Source organism: Sphingomonas sp. AC522 (assembly GCF_979258125.1).
In genome coordinates this window covers 1,611,469-1,630,527 of the sequence record NZ_OZ409836.1, presented here as the reverse complement: position 1 = coordinate 1,630,527, position 19,059 = coordinate 1,611,469, and the positions used below count along the sequence as shown (strand labels likewise).

The 19,059-nt window shown below is 65.3% G+C and carries 18 protein-coding genes; 10 read left to right on the top strand and 8 right to left on the bottom strand.

Going from position 1 to position 19,059, the window contains the following annotated elements:
• Positions 1–96 precede the first annotated feature (96 nt).
• The 5 genes from ACZZZM_RS07925 to ACZZZM_RS07905 all read left to right on the top strand — a co-directional run bounded on the left by ACZZZM_RS07925 (position 97) and on the right by ACZZZM_RS07905 (position 4,014).
• Entirely contained in the window at positions 97–471 is a 375-nt protein-coding gene (locus tag ACZZZM_RS07925; protein WP_463594563.1) for a YkvA family protein, read from the top strand.
• Between the two features lie 84 nt (positions 472–555).
• Entirely contained in the window at positions 556–1,137 is a 582-nt protein-coding gene (locus tag ACZZZM_RS07920; RefSeq protein ID WP_463594562.1) for an SRPBCC family protein, read from the top strand.
• The gene (locus tag ACZZZM_RS07915) at positions 1,137–2,327 is read left to right on the top strand and encodes a zinc-dependent alcohol dehydrogenase (RefSeq protein WP_463594561.1); all 1,191 of its coding nucleotides are present in this window, start codon (positions 1,137–1,139) and stop codon (positions 2,325–2,327) included. Before ACZZZM_RS07920 ends, ACZZZM_RS07915 begins: the two co-directional genes overlap by 1 nt.
• A 158-nt stretch (positions 2,328–2,485) precedes the next feature.
• Positions 2,486–3,253 carry an SDR family NAD(P)-dependent oxidoreductase gene (locus ACZZZM_RS07910; RefSeq protein WP_463594560.1) on the top strand — a complete coding sequence of 256 codons (768 nt, stop codon included), beginning with the start codon at positions 2,486–2,488 and terminating at the stop codon, positions 3,251–3,253.
• Entirely contained in the window at positions 3,250–4,014 is a 765-nt protein-coding gene (locus ACZZZM_RS07905) for an SDR family NAD(P)-dependent oxidoreductase (protein WP_463594559.1), read from the top strand. Before ACZZZM_RS07910 ends, ACZZZM_RS07905 begins: the two co-directional genes overlap by 4 nt.
• 285 nt (positions 4,015–4,299) lie before the next feature.
• On the opposite strand, the gene ACZZZM_RS07900 is transcribed toward ACZZZM_RS07905, so the two are convergent.
• Positions 4,300–5,532, bottom strand: coding sequence for a polyhydroxyalkanoate depolymerase (locus tag ACZZZM_RS07900; RefSeq protein ID WP_463594558.1), 1,233 nt, complete (start codon positions 5,530–5,532; stop codon positions 4,300–4,302).
• Positions 5,533–5,679: 147 nt separating this feature from the next.
• Here ACZZZM_RS07900 and ACZZZM_RS07895 point away from each other — a divergent pair, with 147 nt between their 5' ends.
• Together ACZZZM_RS07895 and ACZZZM_RS07890 are read left to right on the top strand one after the other, a co-directional pair.
• The gene (locus ACZZZM_RS07895) at positions 5,680–7,452 is read left to right on the top strand and encodes an ABC transporter transmembrane domain-containing protein (RefSeq protein WP_463594557.1); all 1,773 of its coding nucleotides are present in this window, start codon (positions 5,680–5,682) and stop codon (positions 7,450–7,452) included.
• Between the two features lie 66 nt (positions 7,453–7,518).
• Entirely contained in the window at positions 7,519–8,718 is a 1,200-nt protein-coding gene (locus ACZZZM_RS07890; protein WP_463594556.1) for a saccharopine dehydrogenase family protein, read from the top strand.
• Here ACZZZM_RS07890 and ACZZZM_RS07885 read toward each other — a convergent pair.
• Together ACZZZM_RS07885 and rnr are read right to left on the bottom strand one after the other, a co-directional pair.
• Entirely contained in the window at positions 8,709–9,032 is a 324-nt protein-coding gene (locus ACZZZM_RS07885; protein WP_463594555.1) for a hypothetical protein, read from the bottom strand. The genes ACZZZM_RS07890 and ACZZZM_RS07885 overlap by 10 nt on opposite strands.
• Before the next feature lie 56 nt (positions 9,033–9,088).
• Positions 9,089–11,368, bottom strand: a complete 2,280-nt coding sequence (gene rnr, locus ACZZZM_RS07880; RefSeq protein WP_463594554.1) for a ribonuclease R — start codon at positions 11,366–11,368, stop codon at positions 9,089–9,091.
• Between the two features lie 54 nt (positions 11,369–11,422).
• On the opposite strand from rnr, the gene glpD reads away from it, so the two are divergent.
• Positions 11,423–12,871, top strand: coding sequence for a glycerol-3-phosphate dehydrogenase (glpD, locus tag ACZZZM_RS07875; RefSeq protein ID WP_463594553.1), 1,449 nt, complete (start codon positions 11,423–11,425; stop codon positions 12,869–12,871).
• A gap of 61 nt (positions 12,872–12,932) precedes the next feature.
• Here the strand turns inward: glpD and ACZZZM_RS07870 are convergent, their stop codons facing one another.
• From ACZZZM_RS07870 to ACZZZM_RS07860, 3 genes are read right to left on the bottom strand one after another with little or no spacing between them, the layout of a single operon-like run.
• Positions 12,933–13,538, bottom strand: coding sequence for a TIGR02466 family protein (locus ACZZZM_RS07870; protein WP_463594552.1), 606 nt, complete (start codon positions 13,536–13,538; stop codon positions 12,933–12,935).
• On the bottom strand, positions 13,535–14,545 hold the full coding sequence (locus ACZZZM_RS07865) for a pectinesterase family protein (RefSeq protein WP_463594551.1): 1,011 nt from the start codon (positions 14,543–14,545) through the stop codon (positions 13,535–13,537). Before ACZZZM_RS07865 ends, ACZZZM_RS07870 begins: the two co-directional genes overlap by 4 nt.
• Complete coding sequence (locus ACZZZM_RS07860; protein ID WP_463594550.1) at positions 14,545–16,074, bottom strand: aminoacyl--tRNA ligase-related protein; 1,530 nt, start codon at positions 16,072–16,074, stop codon at positions 14,545–14,547. The genes ACZZZM_RS07865 and ACZZZM_RS07860 overlap by 1 nt, the downstream gene beginning before the upstream one ends.
• A gap of 57 nt (positions 16,075–16,131) precedes the next feature.
• Here ACZZZM_RS07860 and ACZZZM_RS07855 point away from each other — a divergent pair, with 57 nt between their 5' ends.
• A complete protein-coding gene (locus tag ACZZZM_RS07855; protein WP_463594549.1) occupies positions 16,132–17,022 on the top strand; it encodes a DMT family transporter in 891 nt (296 codons plus the stop codon).
• A gap of 141 nt (positions 17,023–17,163) precedes the next feature.
• On the opposite strand, the gene ACZZZM_RS07850 is transcribed toward ACZZZM_RS07855, so the two are convergent.
• Positions 17,164–17,787, bottom strand: a complete 624-nt coding sequence (locus ACZZZM_RS07850) for a TMEM175 family protein (RefSeq protein WP_463594548.1) — start codon at positions 17,785–17,787, stop codon at positions 17,164–17,166.
• Complete coding sequence (locus tag ACZZZM_RS07845; RefSeq protein WP_463594547.1) at positions 17,777–18,376, bottom strand: DUF938 domain-containing protein; 600 nt, start codon at positions 18,374–18,376, stop codon at positions 17,777–17,779. Before ACZZZM_RS07845 ends, ACZZZM_RS07850 begins: the two co-directional genes overlap by 11 nt.
• A 78-nt stretch (positions 18,377–18,454) precedes the next feature.
• Here ACZZZM_RS07845 and ACZZZM_RS07840 point away from each other — a divergent pair, with 78 nt between their 5' ends.
• On the top strand, positions 18,455–18,931 hold the full coding sequence (locus ACZZZM_RS07840; protein ID WP_463594546.1) for a methyltransferase family protein: 477 nt from the start codon (positions 18,455–18,457) through the stop codon (positions 18,929–18,931).
• The last annotated feature ends 128 nt before the right edge of the window (positions 18,932–19,059 follow it).

The following is a 19,059-nucleotide window of genomic DNA, read 5'->3' as shown; positions in this document are numbered from 1 at the left end:
GCGATGGAGCGGGACAGGAGCCGCATGAGATCCCGGCTTTCGCCGGGATGACGGTTTTGATTGACGCGCTGCGCCCCAGCGGGTCACCCGTAGGGCATGCCCGGCCCAACCCTCGCCCACCGCATCCGCACTGAAGCCCATGCCATCTGGCTCGCCGCCCGCGATCCGCGCACGCCGCTCTCGGCCAAGCTGGTCGGGCTATTGGTCGCGGCCTATGCGCTGTCGCCGATCGACCTGATCCCCGATTTCATTCCTATCATCGGCCTGCTCGACGATGCGGTGATCATCCCGCTCGGCATCTGGCTGTTCGAAAAGCTCGTCCCCGCCGATCTCATGACCGAGCACCGCGCCCGCGCCGCGATCGAAACCGAGCGCCCGGTCAGTTGGATCGGCGTGGCGATCATCGTCGCGATCTGGGCCGCGGCGGCTTGGCTGATGTGGAGCATCACCGCCACCAGCGCTTTTGACTAACCTGGGTTCAGCGCCCCCGAAACGATAGGAACGTAGCCCCAATCGCCTTGTTGAGCCGGAACAATCTTCCGGAAAGGACAAGCAATGGGCGATACGCTCGACAGACCGCAGGACGATGCCCCCTCGGCAACGTCCAAACATTCCGCTGCCGAGACCACAGCCAGCACCCTCCCCCAGGCACAGGGCAGCTCGGTCTCCGCGCGCGCACAGACGATCAATCGGCCGCGCGACGAGCTCTTCGCCTATTGGCGCAACTTCGCCAATCTCGCGAGCTTCATGGACAATGTCGAGCGCATCGAAGTGATCGACGACAAGCGCTCGCACTGGGTGGTCAAATCGCCGACCGGAACGGTCGAATGGGATTCGGTGATCACCGACGAGCGCCCCGGCGAGCTGATCGCCTGGGCCTCCGAAGAAGGCGCCGACGTACCCAATAGCGGCCGCGTCGAATTCCGCGACGCCGGCAGCCGCGGCACCGTGGTCACCGCCACGATCCTCTACGATCCCCCCGGCGGCGCGATCGGCAAATTGGTCGCCAAGATGTTTCAGCGCGAGCCCGCCATCCAGGCCCGCCGCGACCTCCGCCGCTTCAAGCAACTCATGGAAACCGGCGAAATCGCCACCGGCTCCTACACTCTCCAGCAACTCCAAGAGGAGCGGAACTGATGCGCGCACTCACCTGGCACGGCAAGCACGACGTCCGCATGGACACTGTGCCCGATCCCGAGATTCTCAACCCGCGCGACGCGATCATCAAGATCACCTCGACTGCGATCTGCGGCTCGGACCTTCACCTCTACGACCATTATATCCCGACGATGCAATCGGGCGACATTCTCGGCCATGAATTCATGGGCGAAGTCGTCGAAATCGGCGCCAATTCCACGCTAAAGAAGGGCCAGCGCGTCGTCGTGCCGTTCACGATCTCGTGCGGCGGCTGCTATCATTGCGGCAAGCACCAATATTCGGCGTGCGAAAACAGTCTGCCCGCCGACAATCAGGACATCGCCATGGAGGCCTATGGCCATCCGATGGCCGGCCTGTTCGGCTACAGCCACATGACCGGCGGCTATGCCGGCGGCCAGGCCGAATATGTCCGTGTGCCCTTCAGCGATGTCGGCCCGATCGTCATCCCGGACGGCGTGGCGGACGAGAAGGTGCTGTTCCTCTCGGACATCCTCCCCACCGGATGGATGGCCGCGGAGAATGCCGATATCGAGCCCGGCGACACCGTCGCGGTGTGGGGTTGCGGTCCGGTCGGGCTGTTCGCGGTCCAGTCGGCCTTCCTGATGGGCGCCGAGCGCGTCATCGCGATCGACCATTTCCCGCACCGGCTCGAGCTCGCCAAGAAGTTCGGCGCCGAGACGATCAATTACGAGGAAACCGCCACCTATGAGGCGCTGATGCTGATGACCGGCGGGATCGGCCCCGATGCGGTGATCGACTCTGTGGGACTCGAAGCGCACGGCTTCTTCGCCGACAATGTCATCGATCAGATCAAGGCGAGCACCTTCCTCGGCACCGATCGGATCCACGCGATCCGCCAGGCGATCATTGCCTGCCGCAAGGGCGGCCGCGTCTCGATGCCCGCAGTCTATGGCGGCTTCGTCGACAAATTCCCGCTCGGCGCTTTCATGCAGAAGGGCCTGACTCTCAAGACCGGCCAGACCCACGTCCAGCATTATATGCCGGGCCTGCTCAACGCGATCATGGAGGACAAGATCGATACGACCTTCCTGATCAGCCACACGCTGCCGCTCGAGGACGCGCCCAAGGGCTATAAGATGTTCCACGACAACCAGAATGAAGTGACCAAGGTCGTGCTCAAGCCCGGCATGGCGCTCGCGGCGGAATAGCCCTTCTTCTCCCCCTCCCTGCAAGGGAGGGGGTCGGGGGGTGGGTAGCCTCCTGACGCTACCGAACCCCTGAACGGCGCGGCGCCGTAACGCGAGCACTCGACCCACCCCCGCCCCTCCCTTGCAGGGAGAGGAGCAAGAAACAGAAGGACCACCCAATGTCCAAATTCGCGATCATCACCGGCGCATCCACCGGCATCGGCGCCGAACTCGCCAAGCTGGCCGCAGCCGAGGGCTACGAAATGCTCCTCGTCGCCGACACGCCGTTCGTCGATCCTTCCGCTAACCTGCCCGGCGCCCAGACGCTCGAAGTCGATCTCTCGACCTTCGAGGGTGTCGATCGGCTGCTCGACGCGGCTGGCGGGCGCCAGGTCGACTTGCTCTGCGCCAATGCCGGCCATGGCCTTGGCCGCGATTTCCTCGGGCAAGATGTCGCCGAATGGCGTCACGTGATCGACACCAACATCACCGGCACGGTCTATCTGCTGCAGAAGGTGCTCAACCAGATGGTCGCGCGCGGCGAGGGCAAAGTGCTGGTCACCGGCTCGATTGCGGGCTGGGTCCCCGGCAGCTTCCAGGCGGTCTATAACGGCACCAAGGCATTCGTAGACAATTTCACTGCCGCCATCCGCAACGAGCTCAAGGAGCATGAGGGCATCACGATCACGACGCTGGAGCCGGGCCCGGTCGAGACCGAGTTCTTCAAGCGTGGCGACATGATGGACACGAGCGTCGGCCAGTCGGAGAGCAAGTCCGATCCCGCCGACGTCGCCAAGGATGGCTGGGATGCGCTGATGGCGGGCAAGGCGACGATCATCTCGGGCTGGAAGAACAAGCTTCAGGTCGCGACCTCGGGCATCATGCCGCAGTCGGTCCCCGCCGAGATGCACCGCAAGATGGCCGAGCCGGGCACTGGCAAGGAGTGACCGGCCTCGCGATCGTCACCGGCGCCTCGACCGGCATCGGCCGCGCGCTGGCCGATTGCGCGGCCAGGGACGGCTATGAGCTGATCATCGCCGCCAACGAGCCCGAGATCCACGCCGCCGCGTCCGAACTGGGCGCGGTCGGGGTGGAGGCGGACCTCGCCACGCCCGAGGGTGTCGAACGCCTGCTCGCGGCGGCGGAAGGGCGCCACGTCGACGTGCTCTGCGCCAATGCGGGCACCGGCATGGGCGGTGCCTTCATGGAGCAGGACTTCGCGACCTGGCGCCACATTATCGATACCAACATCACCGGCACCTTCCTGCTGGTCCAGCGCGTGCTGGCGGGAATGATCGCGAAGGGGCAAGGCCGCGTGCTGGTGACCGGCTCGATCGTCGGCTACGTCCCCGGGCCGTTCAACGCGGTTTACAACGCCACCAAGGCCTATGTGGACAATTTCACCGAGGCACTGCGCAACGAGCTCAAGGATGTGGAGGGCGTGACCCTCACCACCCTGATGCCCGGCGCGACCGAAACGCCGTTCTTCGAACGCGCGGGCATGCTCGACACCAAAATCGGCCAGGCGAAAAAAGCCGATCCGGCGGGCGTGGCGGCCGACGGCTGGAAGGCGATGCTGGCCGGCAAGGGCCATATCGTCTCGGGGCTGGCCAATAAGGTCCAGGTCCTGGGCGCCGGCGTCACCCCAGAAGCCATGAAGGCCGAGGCCCACCGCAAGATCGCCGAGCCGGGCGGCGCAGACAATTAATTGTCATCCCCGCGAAAGCGGGGACCGAGAGCCAAGCAGCCCCGCTCCGGCACCCGGGTCCCCGCTTCCGCGGGGATGACAAATGAGGGTTCAGCGCCTCAGCGGCAGAAACATCTTCCAATGTAGGAAATCGTCTGAAAGAGTCCCCCTTTGCTCTTTCTCATCGTCGTCGCAAATCAGGCAGCAGCGAACGCGCCAAGGCGCCAGGCCTTGCCCCGAATGCCACCCGAATTCCCGCTCGCTCAGACCCCCATGGCCACTGCGAAGATTGGGAAGATTCGCGGGCTAGCCCTTATGCGCCGCGATCCACTGGTCGACCACCGGTGCGATCCGGTTGCGCCATTTGGAGCCGTTGAAGATCCCGTAATGGCCGACATCCGCGGCGAGGTGATAGTGCTTCATCGCCTCGGGCAGACCGGTCGACAGTGTCAGCGCCGCCTCGGTCTGGCCGATGCCCGAAATATCGTCCTTCTCGCCTTCGATTGCCAGTACGGCCACATCGGTGATTGCGCCCGGATCCACCGGGCGTCCGCGATGCGTCATCGTGCCCTTGGGCAGCGAATGATCCTGGAACACCGTATCGATGGTCTGGAGATAGAATTCGGCGGTCATGTCGCAGACCGAGCGATATTCCTCGTAGAACTTCATCGTGGAATCAGCGCCTTCGCCGTCGCCCTGAACGAGGTGTTTGAACATCTCCCAATGGCTGACCATGTGGCTGCCGAGGTTCATCGTCATGAAACCGGCGAGCTGCAGGAAGCCCGGATAGACCCGCCGCCCCGCGCCCGGATAGGTCATCGGGATCGTCGCGATGACGTTGTTCTCGAACCAGCTGTGCGGCCGCTCGGTTGCCAGCGTGTTGACTGCGGTCGGCGCCTCGCGCGTGTCGATCGGGCCGCCCATCATCGTCAGCGTCGCCGGGCGATTGGGGTGCTTATCCGCGCTCATCAGCGCAGCCGCGGCGAAGCACGGCACCGAGGGCTGGCACACCGCAAGCATGTGCGGCCGCGCCTCGCCATCCTTGCCGATGAACGCCAGGAATTCGATGATATAATCGATATAATCATCGAGATCGAACTTGCCGTCGGCCATCGGCACCAGCTTCGCATCGCGCCAATCGGTGATGTAGACGTCATGCCGCGGCAGCATCCGCTCGACCGTGCCGCGCAACAGCGTGGCATAATGGCCGGACATCGGCGCGACGATCAGCAGCTTGGGGCCGCCTTCCATGCCTTCGCGGCGGAAATGCTTGAGCTGGCCAAAGGGCTTGCGCAGCACGATCTCCTCATGGACATCGACTTCGCGGCCATCGACGGTCGTGCGGTCGAGCCCGAATTCGGGTTTGCCGCGTGGAGCCGACGCATGGGCGAAAACCTCGAGCGCGGAGCCAAGAACCGGTCCGCCGCCGAAATAGGCAAAGGGATTTGCGGGATTGTTGAGCAGCCCCGCACTGAAATTCGCCATCGCGCTGGCACCTGCGAGCAGCGAGCGCTGAATTTCATAGGCGTTGTAAAGCATTGCGATCCTTCACCTTCCCCTATCACCAGGCGGCAATGGGGTAGGTTGTTATAGCGGCGCCTTGCTGCAGTGCAACGCCGGGAATTCACCAACGTGAGAGTATGCTCGGGTGTTCCCCTTCCCCCGCAATAGCGCTAGGCCCCCGCCATGGCCGAACCCGCCCCGCAACCGAACCGCAAGCTCAGCAACCTGGCGGTGATCTGGGGCTTTACGCGCCGCTATCCGCTCCAGCTCGCCATCGCCACGCTGGCGCTGTTCACTTCCTCCGCCGCGACTTTGCTGATCCCAGCCACGTTCAAGCTGATCGTCGACAATGGCTTCGCGGCCGGCGCCGACACCAGCCGGATCGGCATCTATTTCCAGGGCCTGCTGCTGGTCGTCGCAGTCCTTGCGCTCGCGACTGCGGTACGCTTCTATTTCGTCTCCTGGGTCGCCGAAAAGACTGTCGCGGATCTTCGCACCGCAGTGCACCGCAATTTACTTCGCCTGCCCCCCAAATGGTTCGAGGAGAACCGCCCGAGCGAGATCGCCTCGCGGCTCACGTCCGACACTGCGATCGTCGAACAGGTCGTCGGCTCGACGGTCTCGATCGCGTTGCGCAATTTCCTCACTGGCGTCGGCGGCATAATCTATCTCTTCGCGCTCTCGCCCAAGATCGCGGCCTATCTGATCATCGGTATCCCGCTCGTCGTGCTCCCGATCGTCTGGCTCGGCGGACGCATTCGCACGCTGTCACGCGCCAGCCAGGATCGCGTCGCCGATGTCGGTTCGATCGCCTCCGAAACGCTCGGCGCGATGCGCATTGTCCAAGCATTCGGTCAGGAAAAGCGCGAGGGCCAGCGCTTCGAGGCCGCCGTCGCCAGCACCTTCGCCGCAGGCAAGAAGCGCTTTGCCCTGCGCGCGATCATGACTGCTCTGGTCATCGGCCTGCTGTTCACGGCGATCACGCTGATCATGTGGGACGCCGTCTCGGGCGTCGCCGCGGGCCGCATCTCGGGCGGGGCGATCACGGCATTCGTCATCACCGCGGGGCTCGTTACCGGATCGTTCGGCGCGCTGACCGAAGTCTATGGCGATTTGCTCCGCGCCTCGGGCGCCGCCAGCCGCCTCGCCGAACTGCTCCGCCAGCAGCCCGACATCGCCCCGCCCGCCAATCCGGTTCCCCTGCCCCAGCCGCCGCAAGGCCGGATCACGTTTGACAATGTAATCTTTCGCTACCCTACCCGTCCGGAAGTCTCCGCGCTCGCCGATTTCACGCTCGACGTGCAGCCGGGCGAAACCGTCGCCGTCGTCGGCCCTTCGGGCGCCGGGAAGTCGACGCTCTTCCAACTGGTCCAGCGCTTCTATGATCCCGATAGCGGCGAAGTCCGCGTCGATGGTGTGCCGCTCCGCCAAGCCGACCCTGCCGAAGTCCGCGCGCGCATGGCGCTCGTGCCGCAGGATACCGTGATCTTCGGCGCCTCGGCCCGCGACAACCTCCGCTACGGCGCCTGGGAAGCGAGCGACGAGCAGCTCTGGGCCGCCGCGGAAGCCGCCAACGCCGCCGATTTCCTCCGCGATCTGCCTCAGGGCCTCGACACCTTCCTCGGCGAAGGCGGCGCGCGTCTGTCCGGCGGCCAGCGCCAGCGCATCGCCATCGCCCGCGCATTGCTCCGCGACGCGCCGATCCTGCTGCTCGACGAGGCAACGTCTGCGCTCGATGCGGAGAGCGAACGCCTCGTCCAGGACGCGCTCGAGCGGCTGATGGAGCACCGCACCACCCTGGTCATCGCGCACCGCCTCGCCACCGTCCGCGCCGCTAAGCGGATCATCGTCATGGACGAAGGCCGCATCGCCGAGACCGGCACCCATGCTGAGCTGGTGGCGAAGGGAGGGCTCTATGCCCGGCTCGCGGCGCTGCAGTTCAACGACCCCGCTTAGCCTCTTTCCAACCTCGCCTATCTCTGCTTGAACCCAGGTTTAGAAAAACCGGTATGGAGAGCGCTTGTGGCAGCCCGCGAATTCGAGATCATCGTCTATGGCGCCACCGGCTTCACCGGGCGCCTGGTCGCCGAATATCTTGCGGCCAACTATAGCGATGTGAAATGGGCGATGGCCGGGCGCTCGCTGACCAAATTGCAGGAAGTCCGCGACGAGATCCGCGCGCCTGCGGATACGCCTTTGCTCACCGCCAATGCCGACGACCCTGCCGCATTAAAGGCGCTCACTGCCCGCGCCGAGGTGATCATCACCACGGTCGGCCCCTATCAGCTCTATGGCGAGCCCCTGCTGGCAGCCTGCGTGGAGACCGGCACGGCCTATGTCGATCTCTGCGGCGAGCCCAATTTCATGCACGCCATGATCGGCAAATATCACGCCGCGGCGCAGGCCAGCGGCGCGCGGATCGTCTTCTCGTCCGGGTTCGATTCGATCCCGTTCGATCTCGGCGTGTGGACCGTCGAGCAGGAATGCATCAGCCGCTTCGGCAGGCCCGCACCGCGCGTGAAAGGTCGCGTCCGCGCGATGAAGGGCACCTTCTCAGGCGGGACCTTCGCCAGCGGCAAGGCGACCGCCGCCGCGGCGATGAAGGACCCGTCAGTATTCAAGGCGCTGATCGATCCATTCTCGCTCACGCCCGGCTTCGAGGGGCCATCGCAGCCCAAGGGCATGATGCCGGAATATGACGAAGCAGTGGGCGCCTGGGTCGCGCCGTTCATGATGGCGGTGATCAACACCAAGAACGTCCACCGCACCAATTTCCTGGCCGGACACCCTTATGGCCAGGACTTCCAATATGACGAGATGATGGTCGCGCCCGGCCTGGGCGATCTGGGCAAGGCGGCGGCGGAAGCGATCGCCAAGATGAACCCAATGAACGCCGACAAGGGCCCCGCTCCCGGCGAAGGCCCCTCAAAGGAAGAACGTGAAACCGGCTTCTACGACATCGCCTTCGTCGCGGAGATGCCCTCGGGCGAGCGGGTTACCTCGACCGTGAAGGGCGATCGCGATCCCGGCTATGGCTCGACAAGCAAGATGATCGCGGAATCGGCGCTTTGCCTGATCCGCGACGTGAAGGGCGAAGGAGGCGTGTGGACGCCCGGCGCGCTGATGGCCGAGCCGCTCAAGAAGCGGCTGGAAGAGCGCGCGGGACTGAGCTTTTCGATCGATCTGACCCGGTGGACCCCTGCTATCGGGGGTCAGCCCTGATACCCGGCGAGCATGATCGCCACGCACGCCACTACGACCAGCACAACCACCACCGGCACCAATATCCGGCGGCGCCGGTCGATGTCCGCCTGATAGGCGGCGGTATCGATCCAGTATTTGTCCGCGCCCGCCTGACGGACCACGCCACGTGCCTGCATCCGCTCGAACTGGCGGCGCATGATCGGGCGCTGGGGCACGAAAGCGACTGCGTCCTCGGCGCTGGTCGCGTGGTGGACGAAGAAATGCCCCGCGATCTTGCGCCGCGCGCGCATCACCATTGCCGCGATGGCCGGTGCCGGTGAACCTGCGATCATGAGACCTCCCCTGCTTCGGAGCAAAGCTGCCACGAAAGCCAGGTCCGCTCAATCGCTTATCGCTTACGCCCCTGATGCCGGATATTGGCCGGGCGTCCGCGATGCTTGATCACGCGCTTGGGTCCACCGCGCCCGCGCCGTTCGTCGCCACTGCCGCCAGCCGATCCCTTGCCATCGGGAAGCTCGAAGCGCAGCGCGCCGGTAACCGGATTGGCCTCGGCCAGCCGCAGCTTGAGCTTCATGCCGAGCGCGAAGAATTCGCCGGTGTGTTCGCCGATCAGCCGCTGGCTGGCTTCGTCGTAGCGGAAATATTCGCTGCCGAGATCGCGCGCAGGCACCAGCCCGTCGCCGCCGATTCCTTCGACGGTCGCGAAGAAGCCGAAATTCTGCACGCCGGTGATCTTGGCATCCATCACTTCGCCGACATGCTGGGCGAGATAGGCTGCGACATAGCGATCGACGGTGTCGCGCTCGGCCTCCATCGCGCGGCGCTCGAGCTGCGAGATGCTCTCGCCAATCCGCTCCATGCCCTCCGCCTCGCCCGCGGTAAGGCCCCCGTCGCCGAGCCCGTAGGAGCTCACCAGCGAGCGATGCACGATCAGATCGGCATAGCGGCGGATCGGCGACGTGAAGTGCGCGTAGCTGCCCAGCGAGAGCCCGAAATGCCCGGCATTCTCGGGACCATAATAGGCCTGCGTCTGCGTGCGCAGCACCTGGGTCATGATATCGTCGCGGGCGTCGCTTTCCTCGATCTTCTTGAGGATATGGTTGAACGTCGCGGGGCGGATCACCTGGCCTAGCGCGAACTCCATCTCGAAGGTCTTGAGATAATCCTTGAGCGCGACGAGCTTCTCGCGGCTCGGCGGCTCGTGGATGCGGTACATCACCGGCGCCTTCTTGGCCTCGAGCGCCTTGGCCGCGGCGACATTGGCGGCGATCATGTAATCCTCGATGAGCTTGTGCGCATCAAGCCGCTCGCGGGGAGCGACCGAGAGGATGCGGCCCTTCTCGTCAAGGACGATGCGGCGCTCGGGCAAGTCGAGGTCGAGTGGTTCCCGCTTCTGGCGAGCCTTGTTGAGCGCGGCCCAGCAATCCCACAGATGCTTGAGCGCGGGCTCGATCTCCACGCGCTTCTCTGCGCCGGGGGCGAACCGCTCGTCGAGCAAGGCGCGCTCGGTCGTCAGGCCGTCGATGATAGTCTGGGCATCGTCATAGGCGATATTGGCGGCGATGCTGACCACTGCTCGGGTAAAGCGCCAGGACTTGAGCTCGCCATTGCTGCCGACCTGCAAGTGGCAGGCCAGCGCCGCGCGGTCCTCACCTTCCTTGAGCGAGCAGACTTCGGCCGAGAGGATTTCCGGCAGCATCGGCACCACGCGGTCTGGGAAATAGACCGAATTGCCGCGCTTGCGGGCCTCGCGGTCGAGCTCCGATCCGGGGCGGACGTAGAAGCTGACATCGGCAATGGCGACGAGGGCCTTCCAGCCGCCTTCGTTCTTGGGATCGTCGTCGGGCGCGGCCCAGACGGCATCGTCATGGTCGCGCGCATCTGCCGGATCGATCGCGACGATCGGCAAATCTCGCAGATCCTCGCGCTTGCCGAGCGGCTGCTTCGAAATCCGCTCGGCTTCGGCCAGCAGATCGTCCGAGAACACATTCGGGATGCCGTGCTTGTGGATCGCGATCAGCGAGAAGCTGCGCGGCTGAAACGGATCGCCCAATATCTCGGTCACGCGCGCGAAGATCCGCGGCGGGCGCCCGGCCTTTTCGGCGAGCACCAGATCGCCCGGCATCGCTTCGTTGCGGTCCGAGATCGGCAGGCTCGAGCGATCCTTCTTGTCGATGCCCTGGAGGTACAGGCGCCCGCCCTCTTCGTGCACGACGCCGAGCATCTGCTCTTCGCCGCGCGCGAGCTTCTTCATCGGATGCGCGATCCAGCCGTTACCGGCCTCTTCGGTGCGCGCGAGGATCCGGTCGCCGACACCGAGCGCGCCCTTGCGTTCGCGCTCGCGGACTCGCAGCCGCGGCTCGGGAATGCCTTCGGCCTCCCAGCGCTCGGGCACTGCCCAGATCGTGTCGCCCTCGGCGTCGACGATGCGCAGTACGGTGACCTTGGGCACGCCGCCGGCCTTATGGAAGGCGCGGCCCGGGGCGCTGTCGATCAGGCCCTCATCGGCCATGTCTTTGAGCAATTGCTTGAGCGCGATCTTATCCTGCGCATGCAGGCCGAACGCCTTGGCGATCTCGCGCTTGCCAGCGGGGGTATCGGTGGTCGAAACGAAGTCGAGGATCTGCTGCCGGGTCGGCAGCCCGGATCTGGTTTTTGGCTTTGTCATTGATCCTCAAGATAAGGACTCGCGGCGAATTATCCAACGCCGTACGCAGTGAGCGTGCAATATGACCTTCTCATCGTCGGCGGCGGGATCAATGGCTGCGCGATCGCGCGCGAGGCGAGCCTGCATGGGCTGAAGGTGCTGCTCGTGGAAAAAGACGATCTCGCCAGCCATACCTCTTCGGCGTCGACCAAGCTGATCCATGGCGGGCTGCGCTATCTGGAGACCTATGAGTTCCGGCTGGTGCGCGAGGCGCTGCACGAGCGCGAGCGGCTGCTGAGCGCCGCGCCGCACTTGATCCGACCGATGACCTTTGTACTGCCACACGCCCACGCCGTGCGGCCGTGGTGGATGGTGCGCGCCGGGCTGTGGCTTTACGATGCGCTGGCGGGCAAATCCTCGCTGCCTCGCTCGCGCGGACTGCGGACGAAGGACCGCGCGTTCACCGATCCGCTCAGAGGCGCACACAAGGGCTTCGTCTATTCGGACGCCTGGGTGGACGATGCCCGGCTGACGCTGGCCAACGCGACCGACGCGGCGATGCACGCGGCCGAGATCGCGACGCGGACTGAATTGGTTTCGGCGAAACGCGACGGCGATGCCTGGCGCGCGAAGCTGTCCGATGGGCGCACTATCGACGCACGCATGCTGGTCAACGCCGCCGGGCCTTGGGTCGCGGCGCTGCTCGGACGCCTCGATATCAGCACCAAGTCGCGCGTCCGGCTGGTCAAGGGCAGCCATGTCGTCGTGCCGCGAATCTTCGAGGGTGAGCATGCCTATATCCTCCAGCAGCCCGACAAGCGCATCGTCTTTGCGATTCCCTATGAAGGCGGGTTCACCGAGATCGGCACCACGGACATTCCAGTCGAGCGGCCGGAGGAGGCGATCTGCTCAGACGAGGAAATCCGCTATCTCTGTGAGGCAGTGAATCGCTATTTCACCCGGCAGGTGACGACTGCGGATGTCGTCACCACCTGGTCGGGCGTGCGCCCCTTGCACGACGATGGCGAGGCGCGCGCGCAGAACGTCACCCGCGATTATGTGCTGGAAGTCGATGCGCACGGTCCGCCCTTGCTTTCGGTGTTCGGCGGCAAGATCACCACGGCGCGGGCGCTGGCCGAGGAAGCTCTGGAGAAGATCGGGCCATTGCTGGGCGTCGAGGCTCGCCACAAGACGCGGGCCCGGGTTTTTCCTGGCGGCGCGATCGCCAATTTCGAGAGCTACCTTGCCAAGGTCCGTACGCGCTGGCCGTTCCTTGGCGAATATCGCGCCCGACGCATGGCGCATGCTTATGGCCGCTGCCTGGAGGACATGCTGCGCGGCGTTACAGACGAAGCGGGGATGGGCGCGGATCTGGGCGGCGGGCTTAGCGAGATCGAGGTTCGCTGGATGCGGGATCGCGAATGGGCACGGAGCGCGGAGGACGTGCTGTGGCGGCGGAGCAAGATCGGGCTGCATGCCACGCCGGGATTGGCGGAGCGGGTTGAGGCGGTGTTGCGGGGGTAGACGGCGATCACCTGGGCGTTTCACCGGCGAAGGTCGGGGAAAGGCATTCTTCGGCGCTGAGCTACCAGCGATAATTGAAGCTCACGCTGATGCGCTTGGCGCTGCCTGTGCCTGCAGGCACTTCGTGCCGCAGCCAGCTTTCCCAGAGCAGCACTGTGCCGACCTCGGGCACGATTTCGACGAAACTGCGCAGCATCTCGGGTGCATCGCTTTGCCGGGTTGGTGCGGCCATCATCATCGCCAGCCGCGGGTCCTCCAGCCGCAGGCCGCGCGAGCCGGGCGGCAGGGCGATGTAGAGCGTGCCGGAGACGACGCTGTGAGGATGGATGTGCCCCGAATGCCCGCCGCCGCCGTTCAGGACGTTGACCCACATGCTGTCGAGCTTGAGCTTCTTGCCCTGCAAGTCGAACGCCGCATCCCTGGCGAATACCGCGACGTGCTTGTCGAGCAGGCGCTTGAGATCGGCGAAGGCGGGATCGCGGATCGGCAGATCGTTGAGCGAGGCGTAGCTGGTATAGCCCTTATAGCCATGCTCCTTCGCCCAGCGCTTGCCGGCGATGTCGTCCTCGGCGAGCGCGAGGCAGGATTGCTCGAGCTCGGCGACCAGCTCGGCATCGCCAAGCGGCGCCTGGTAGAGCAAGCTCGCGAAGAGCGGGCGCACAGTCATTGGTTCCAATCCCCCAGCACATTGGCCTTTGTAAAGTGCGCCGCGGTGGCGGCATCGAGCCTCCGGCGCGTGAGCGAAGCGGGACTCGCGCCGGGGCCGCGGCTGCCAAATTCGAACAGCCGCGCTTCCTGGGGCACCAGCCGGCGCTGCTCGCCATCCGGGCCCTTATAGCCCATCCAGGCCCAGCCCTCGCGTGCGATATGCGCATCCATCCAGCAGCTCAGGAAGGCAGCCTGGCCGGTGAGCGCCATGTTGCCGCCTGCCCGCCAGGGCCGTCCCAGCCAGGCCGAGCGATCGGAAACGCCGCGTTCGCGGGCCAGCCAGCAGCGGGAGAAGACCAAGCCATAAGGCCGGTCCGCAGGCGTGCTCGGCGCGGCGATATAGCCCGATTGTTCGGCGCCTGGCACGAAGCGCGTGACAATATCGCACCGGTCGAACCACGCGGCGCCGCCGCCGAAGATGAAGTCGACTCCGCCGCTGATCCGGCACCGCGACAGATGCGCGCGGCTCTGGACGTAGAGCGTGTCCTGATAGCCCTCGATTTGGCAGTCCTCCACCAGCGTACGATCGGCATCGCGGCCGATCATCAGCGCCACTGCCTGCGCGCCGGTGTTCGACCCATCGCGCTTGGCGCCGATGTAATCGAAGCTGTTGCGGATCGTCAGGTTGCGCAGCGTGACACCGGAGGCCGCGATGGTCAGCGTCGCGGTGCGGCCGGTGCCCCAGGGCTTGCCATCGGGATGCGGCAGGCCGGCATAGGTGCCGAAGCTTAGCACCGCGCCCGGTTCGCCGACGATGGTGACGTTCGGGGTCGCGACCGTCAGCTTCTCAACCAGCAGCCCCTTGCGCACCAGGATGCGGAACGGCGCGCCGGTCGCGCGCTTGAGCGCCTCGCCCAGCGTGCTAGTGCGCGGATCGACGATTGCGTCCCACTGCTCCTCCGCCACCGCGAGCCCGGGCGCGGCGAGCGCTCCGGCGGCGAGGCCGAGAAAGCCGCGGCGCAGCATCAATAGGCTCGCGCGACCAAAATCCGCTCGACCGCAGGCGCGCCGGTGAAGATGCACGCGCCTTCGGCAGGCGCCGCATCGCCGGGAACGTTACGGAAGGTGAGCTTGAGTGCTTTCAACCGCTCCGCGACCTTGTCGAGCTCGGCGCCGGTGGGCTTGGCCCAATTGACCTCGACCCAGCCGGGCTTGCCGACCTCGAACGCCTTTTCGAGCCCCGCAAAGTCGGTGACGTCGCGGCGGATATTGGCATGGAGCCGCGCGCGGGCCTCGGCATAGAGCCCCCCTTGGATTTCCTCCAGCATCGCCGCGGCCTGACCGACGAAATCGCCCTTGGCCACCACTGCGCTGTCAAGCTTGCCGTCCTCGCGATAGAGCCGGTCGCGGCGGATCACCGAGACGTTGCCGCCTGCCATGTCGCGCCCGCCGACTTCGATGACGATCGGTGCGCCCTTCTTGACCCAGTTCCAGCGCTTGGTGGCGGGCTTGCCGAACTTGAGATCGAGCAATGCGCGTACCGGCTCCCCGAGCGCCGACAGCTTCGCCAGATCGGCCTGGAGCGCCTTGCAATAATCGATCAAGGGCGCGTCTTCGTCATTGTCGCGAAGCATCGGCACGATCACGATCTGATGCGGCGCAAGCCTCGGCGGCACGCGCATGCCATCATCGTCGCCATGGACCATGATGATCCCGCCGATCATCCGCGTCGACATGCCCCAGCTGATCGTGTTGGCCAGCTCGAACTCGCCGTTCGCATTCTGGAACCGGATATTCTGCGCCTGGGCGAAATTGGTGCCGAGGAAGTGCGAAGTGCCTGCCTGGAGCGCCTTGCCGTCCTGCATCATCGCTTCGATCGAATAGGTCGCGACCGCGCCGGGAAAGCGTTCGTTCTCGGGCTTCTCGCCCGCGACGACCGGCATCGCCGCGCATCCCTCGGCAAAGCTGCGATAGACTTCGAGGCCGATCAGGGTTGCCTTGCGGGCCTCTTCGGGGCTGGCATAGGCCGAATGCGCTTCCTGCCACAGGAATTCCGAGGTCCGCAGGAACATGCGGGTGCGCATCTCCCAGCGGACGACATTGGCCCATTGGTTGATCTGCACAGGCAGATCGCGCCAGGACTGCACCCAGCGCGAGAACGCCGTGCCGATCACCGTTTCCGAAGTAGGGCGCACGACCAGGGGTTCCTCAAGCTTCGCGGCGGGGTCGGGCATCAGCCCGCCCTTGCCGTCTGCGATCAGGCGGTGATGCGTGACGACCGCCATTTCCTTGGCGAAGCCATCGACATGAGCGGCTTCCTTCTCGAAATAACTCAGCGGGATGAACAGCGGGAAATAGGTGTTGTCATACCCTTCCGCCTTGATCCGGTCGTCGAGCAGGCGCTGGATGCGCTCCCAGATGCCATAGCCCCATGGCCTGATGACCATGCACCCGCGCACGCCGCTTTCCTCGGCCAGATCGGCCTCCGAGATGACGGACTGGTACCAGGCTGCGAAATCGGCTTCGCGGGTGACGGGAAGAGCATGCTTGATCATGGAAGCGCGATTAGCGGGGACTTGCCGCTGGGTCCACCGTGCCGCAAGGGCTGCGCCATGGGCGACCATATCCCCAAGGGCATCGGCCTGCGCCTGATCGCGGTCTTCGCGCTGGCGAGCATGATGGCGCTGATCAAGTTCGCCGAATCTGGCGGCGCGACGCTGCCCGAATTGCTGTTCTTCCGCCAGGCCTGTGCGTTGCCCGTTGTGATGATCTGGCTCGCCAGGGGGCCGGGGCTGGCCAGCATCCGCACCGAGCGGCTGGGATCGCATGCCAAGCGCACGGCGATCGGGCTGTGCGGGATGATCGGCAATTTCGGCGCGGTGCTGCTGCTCCCGCTCGCCGAGGCGACGACCCTGGGCTTCACCGTGCCGATCTTCGCGACGATCCTGGCGGCGTTGGTGTTGCGCGAGCAGGTCGGCTGGCATCGCTGGGGCGCAGTGGCGGCGGGGTTCGTCGGGATCTTGATCGTGGCCCAGCCGGGGAGCGGACATTTCGGGCTGACCGGCGCGCTGGTCGGGCTGGCGGGCGCTGTGTTCACGGCGTTGGTCTCGATCGAGCTTCGCAAGCTGAGCCGGACAGAGGCGACGGGCACGATCGTGTTCTGGTTCTCGTTGCTGTCGCTCGTACCGCTGGGCCTGGCCTATCTGTTCTTCATCCAGCCGCATGCGGCCTGGGTCTGGGCGACGATGCTCGCGGCCGGATTCGTCGGCGGCATCGGCCAATTGGCGCTTACCGGGGCGCTGCGCTTCGCGCCGGTCTCGGCCGTGCTGCCGATGGACTATTCGAGCCTGATCTGGGCGACGCTTTATGGATGGTTGCTATTCGCGGTGCTGCCGACGCCCTTCACCTGGATCGGCGCGCCGCTGATCATCGCCAGCGGGCTTTACATCGTCTGGCGCGAGCGCCTCCGGCATCAGGAAAAGACCGTCGAGGCGGGACTCTGAGCAGGCGCCGAGGCGCGAATCTTCCCAATGTTCGCACTGACCAAGGGCCTTGGCGGAACGCATGTTTGAGCGTTTCAAAGAACGGGCCGGCACTGCCGACGACCCAGCCCAAGCATTCGAAATCCTACATTGCAACTCTAATCAGCCGGCCCATCTCCAGCGCCACGCGAACAGCCCGATCGAGATCGGCAGCGTCGCATAGAGGAAGGGCGCGAATATGTGCGGACCCGGGATCATCGCCATTACAGTGGACGCCGCGCCGGTGACCGTCAGGATCACCCAGATCCAGGATTGCCCCGCCGCCTCGCGCCGCTTTTCGGGGCCGAGATCGGGATTGCGCAGCGCATCGCGGAAAAGAAGCACGGTGATCGCCGACATTGCGGTGAAGCCCATCCCGTAGATCGTGAAAAGCTGGCCAAGGCTGCCGCGATAGACTGCGGCCTCCCCCGAGAGGAACGCCGCGAACGACACCGCCATCGAGCGCAGCGGCACAATATAGACGAGGACCATGAAGACCAACAGCAGGGTGAGCAGCAACGATCGCCCGTCCCCGCTGCCGCGCAGTGCGCGCCACTGCAGATGGCTGAACCAGAACAGGCTGATGATGGCGAAGCCGATCGCGAAGCTGGGGATGGCGGCGACGGCGCTTTCCAGCGTCGACGAATCCGCTGCCGATCCGCCTGCGCCGACCACCATCAACGAGACCGCGAAGGCAAAGGCGGCGTCGGTGAAATTATCGACACGCTTGGTGATTTCAGGCGTCATGGCGGTACACCAATATGAGGTTGTTGGCAGGCATCGGCACGATCCGCTCCAGCGTCAAGCCATGCGCCGCGGCGGCGCGGGTCACATCCTCGACCTGGCGCAGGCCATATTCAGGCGACTTGTCCTTGAGCCAGAGCTCGAACTGCTCGTTGGAGGGCGCAGTCTCGACGCCCGCCTGGCGATAGGGCCCGTAGAGGATCAGCGGCGCGCCCTGCGGCAACAGCCGCCCCGCTGCCGCCAGCAGGCCAAGCGTCGCGGCCCAGGGGCTGATATGGACCACGTTGATGCACAGGATCGCGTCGGCGGCATGCACCGGCCATTCGCCCGCGGCATCGAGCGCCAGCGGCGGGCGGACATTGGCCAGCCCTTCGGTCCATGCGGCGATCGACGCCAGCGCGCCTGGATCGGGATCGCTCGGCTGCCATTCGAGCTTTGGGAAGCGATCGGCGAAGAAGGCGCAATGTTCGCCCGTACCGCTCGCCACTTCGAGCACGAGGCCGCTCGCCGGCAGGATCTTGGCAAGCAATGCCACGATCGCCTCGCGGTTGCGCTCGGTTGCGGGCGCATGCCGCTTCGCTGCGATATTCATGGGGCTGCATCATTACGCTTCGGGCACGAATGACAAGCCGTTGCGGTTCGATCGTTTCGCGTTCATCACGCCGCCGTCATGCAGATCGACCCAGACAGCCCGCGCATCAAATTCCCGCCGCCGCTCGCCTTTATCGGCACCTTGCTGGCCGGATGGGTGCTCGAGCGCTGGATCGGCGAGCCGGCGATCCCGGTGATCCGCTATTCGCTGCTCCACACGCTGGGCATGATCGCGCTGGTGCTTGGTGCCGCGATCATCCTGACGGCGCAGGGACTGTTCCTGCGCTCGAAGACCGATTCGCGGCCGTGGAAGACCGGCAGCAATCTGATCGTCGATGGCGTATACAAATGGTCGCGCAACCCGATGTATCTGGGGCTGGCGCTGGCCTATCTCGGCGTGGCGATGCTCAACGATAGCGGGACGCAGCTTTGCCTGCTGCTGCCGCTGCTGTTCGTGCTGCAGAAGGAAGTGATCGAGCCGGAGGAGGCGTATCTGGCGGCTAAGTTCGGCGCGCCGTATCTGGCGTACAAGGCCAGCGTGCGGCGATGGATTTGAACCCAAATCCTCCCCGGCACGGAGAGATGGCAGCCATAGGCTGACGGAGGGGGGCTTCCGCGAGACTCGCTCGCGGCATGCCCCCTCCACCACCGCTTCGCGGCGGTCCCCCTCCCCGTTCCGGGGAG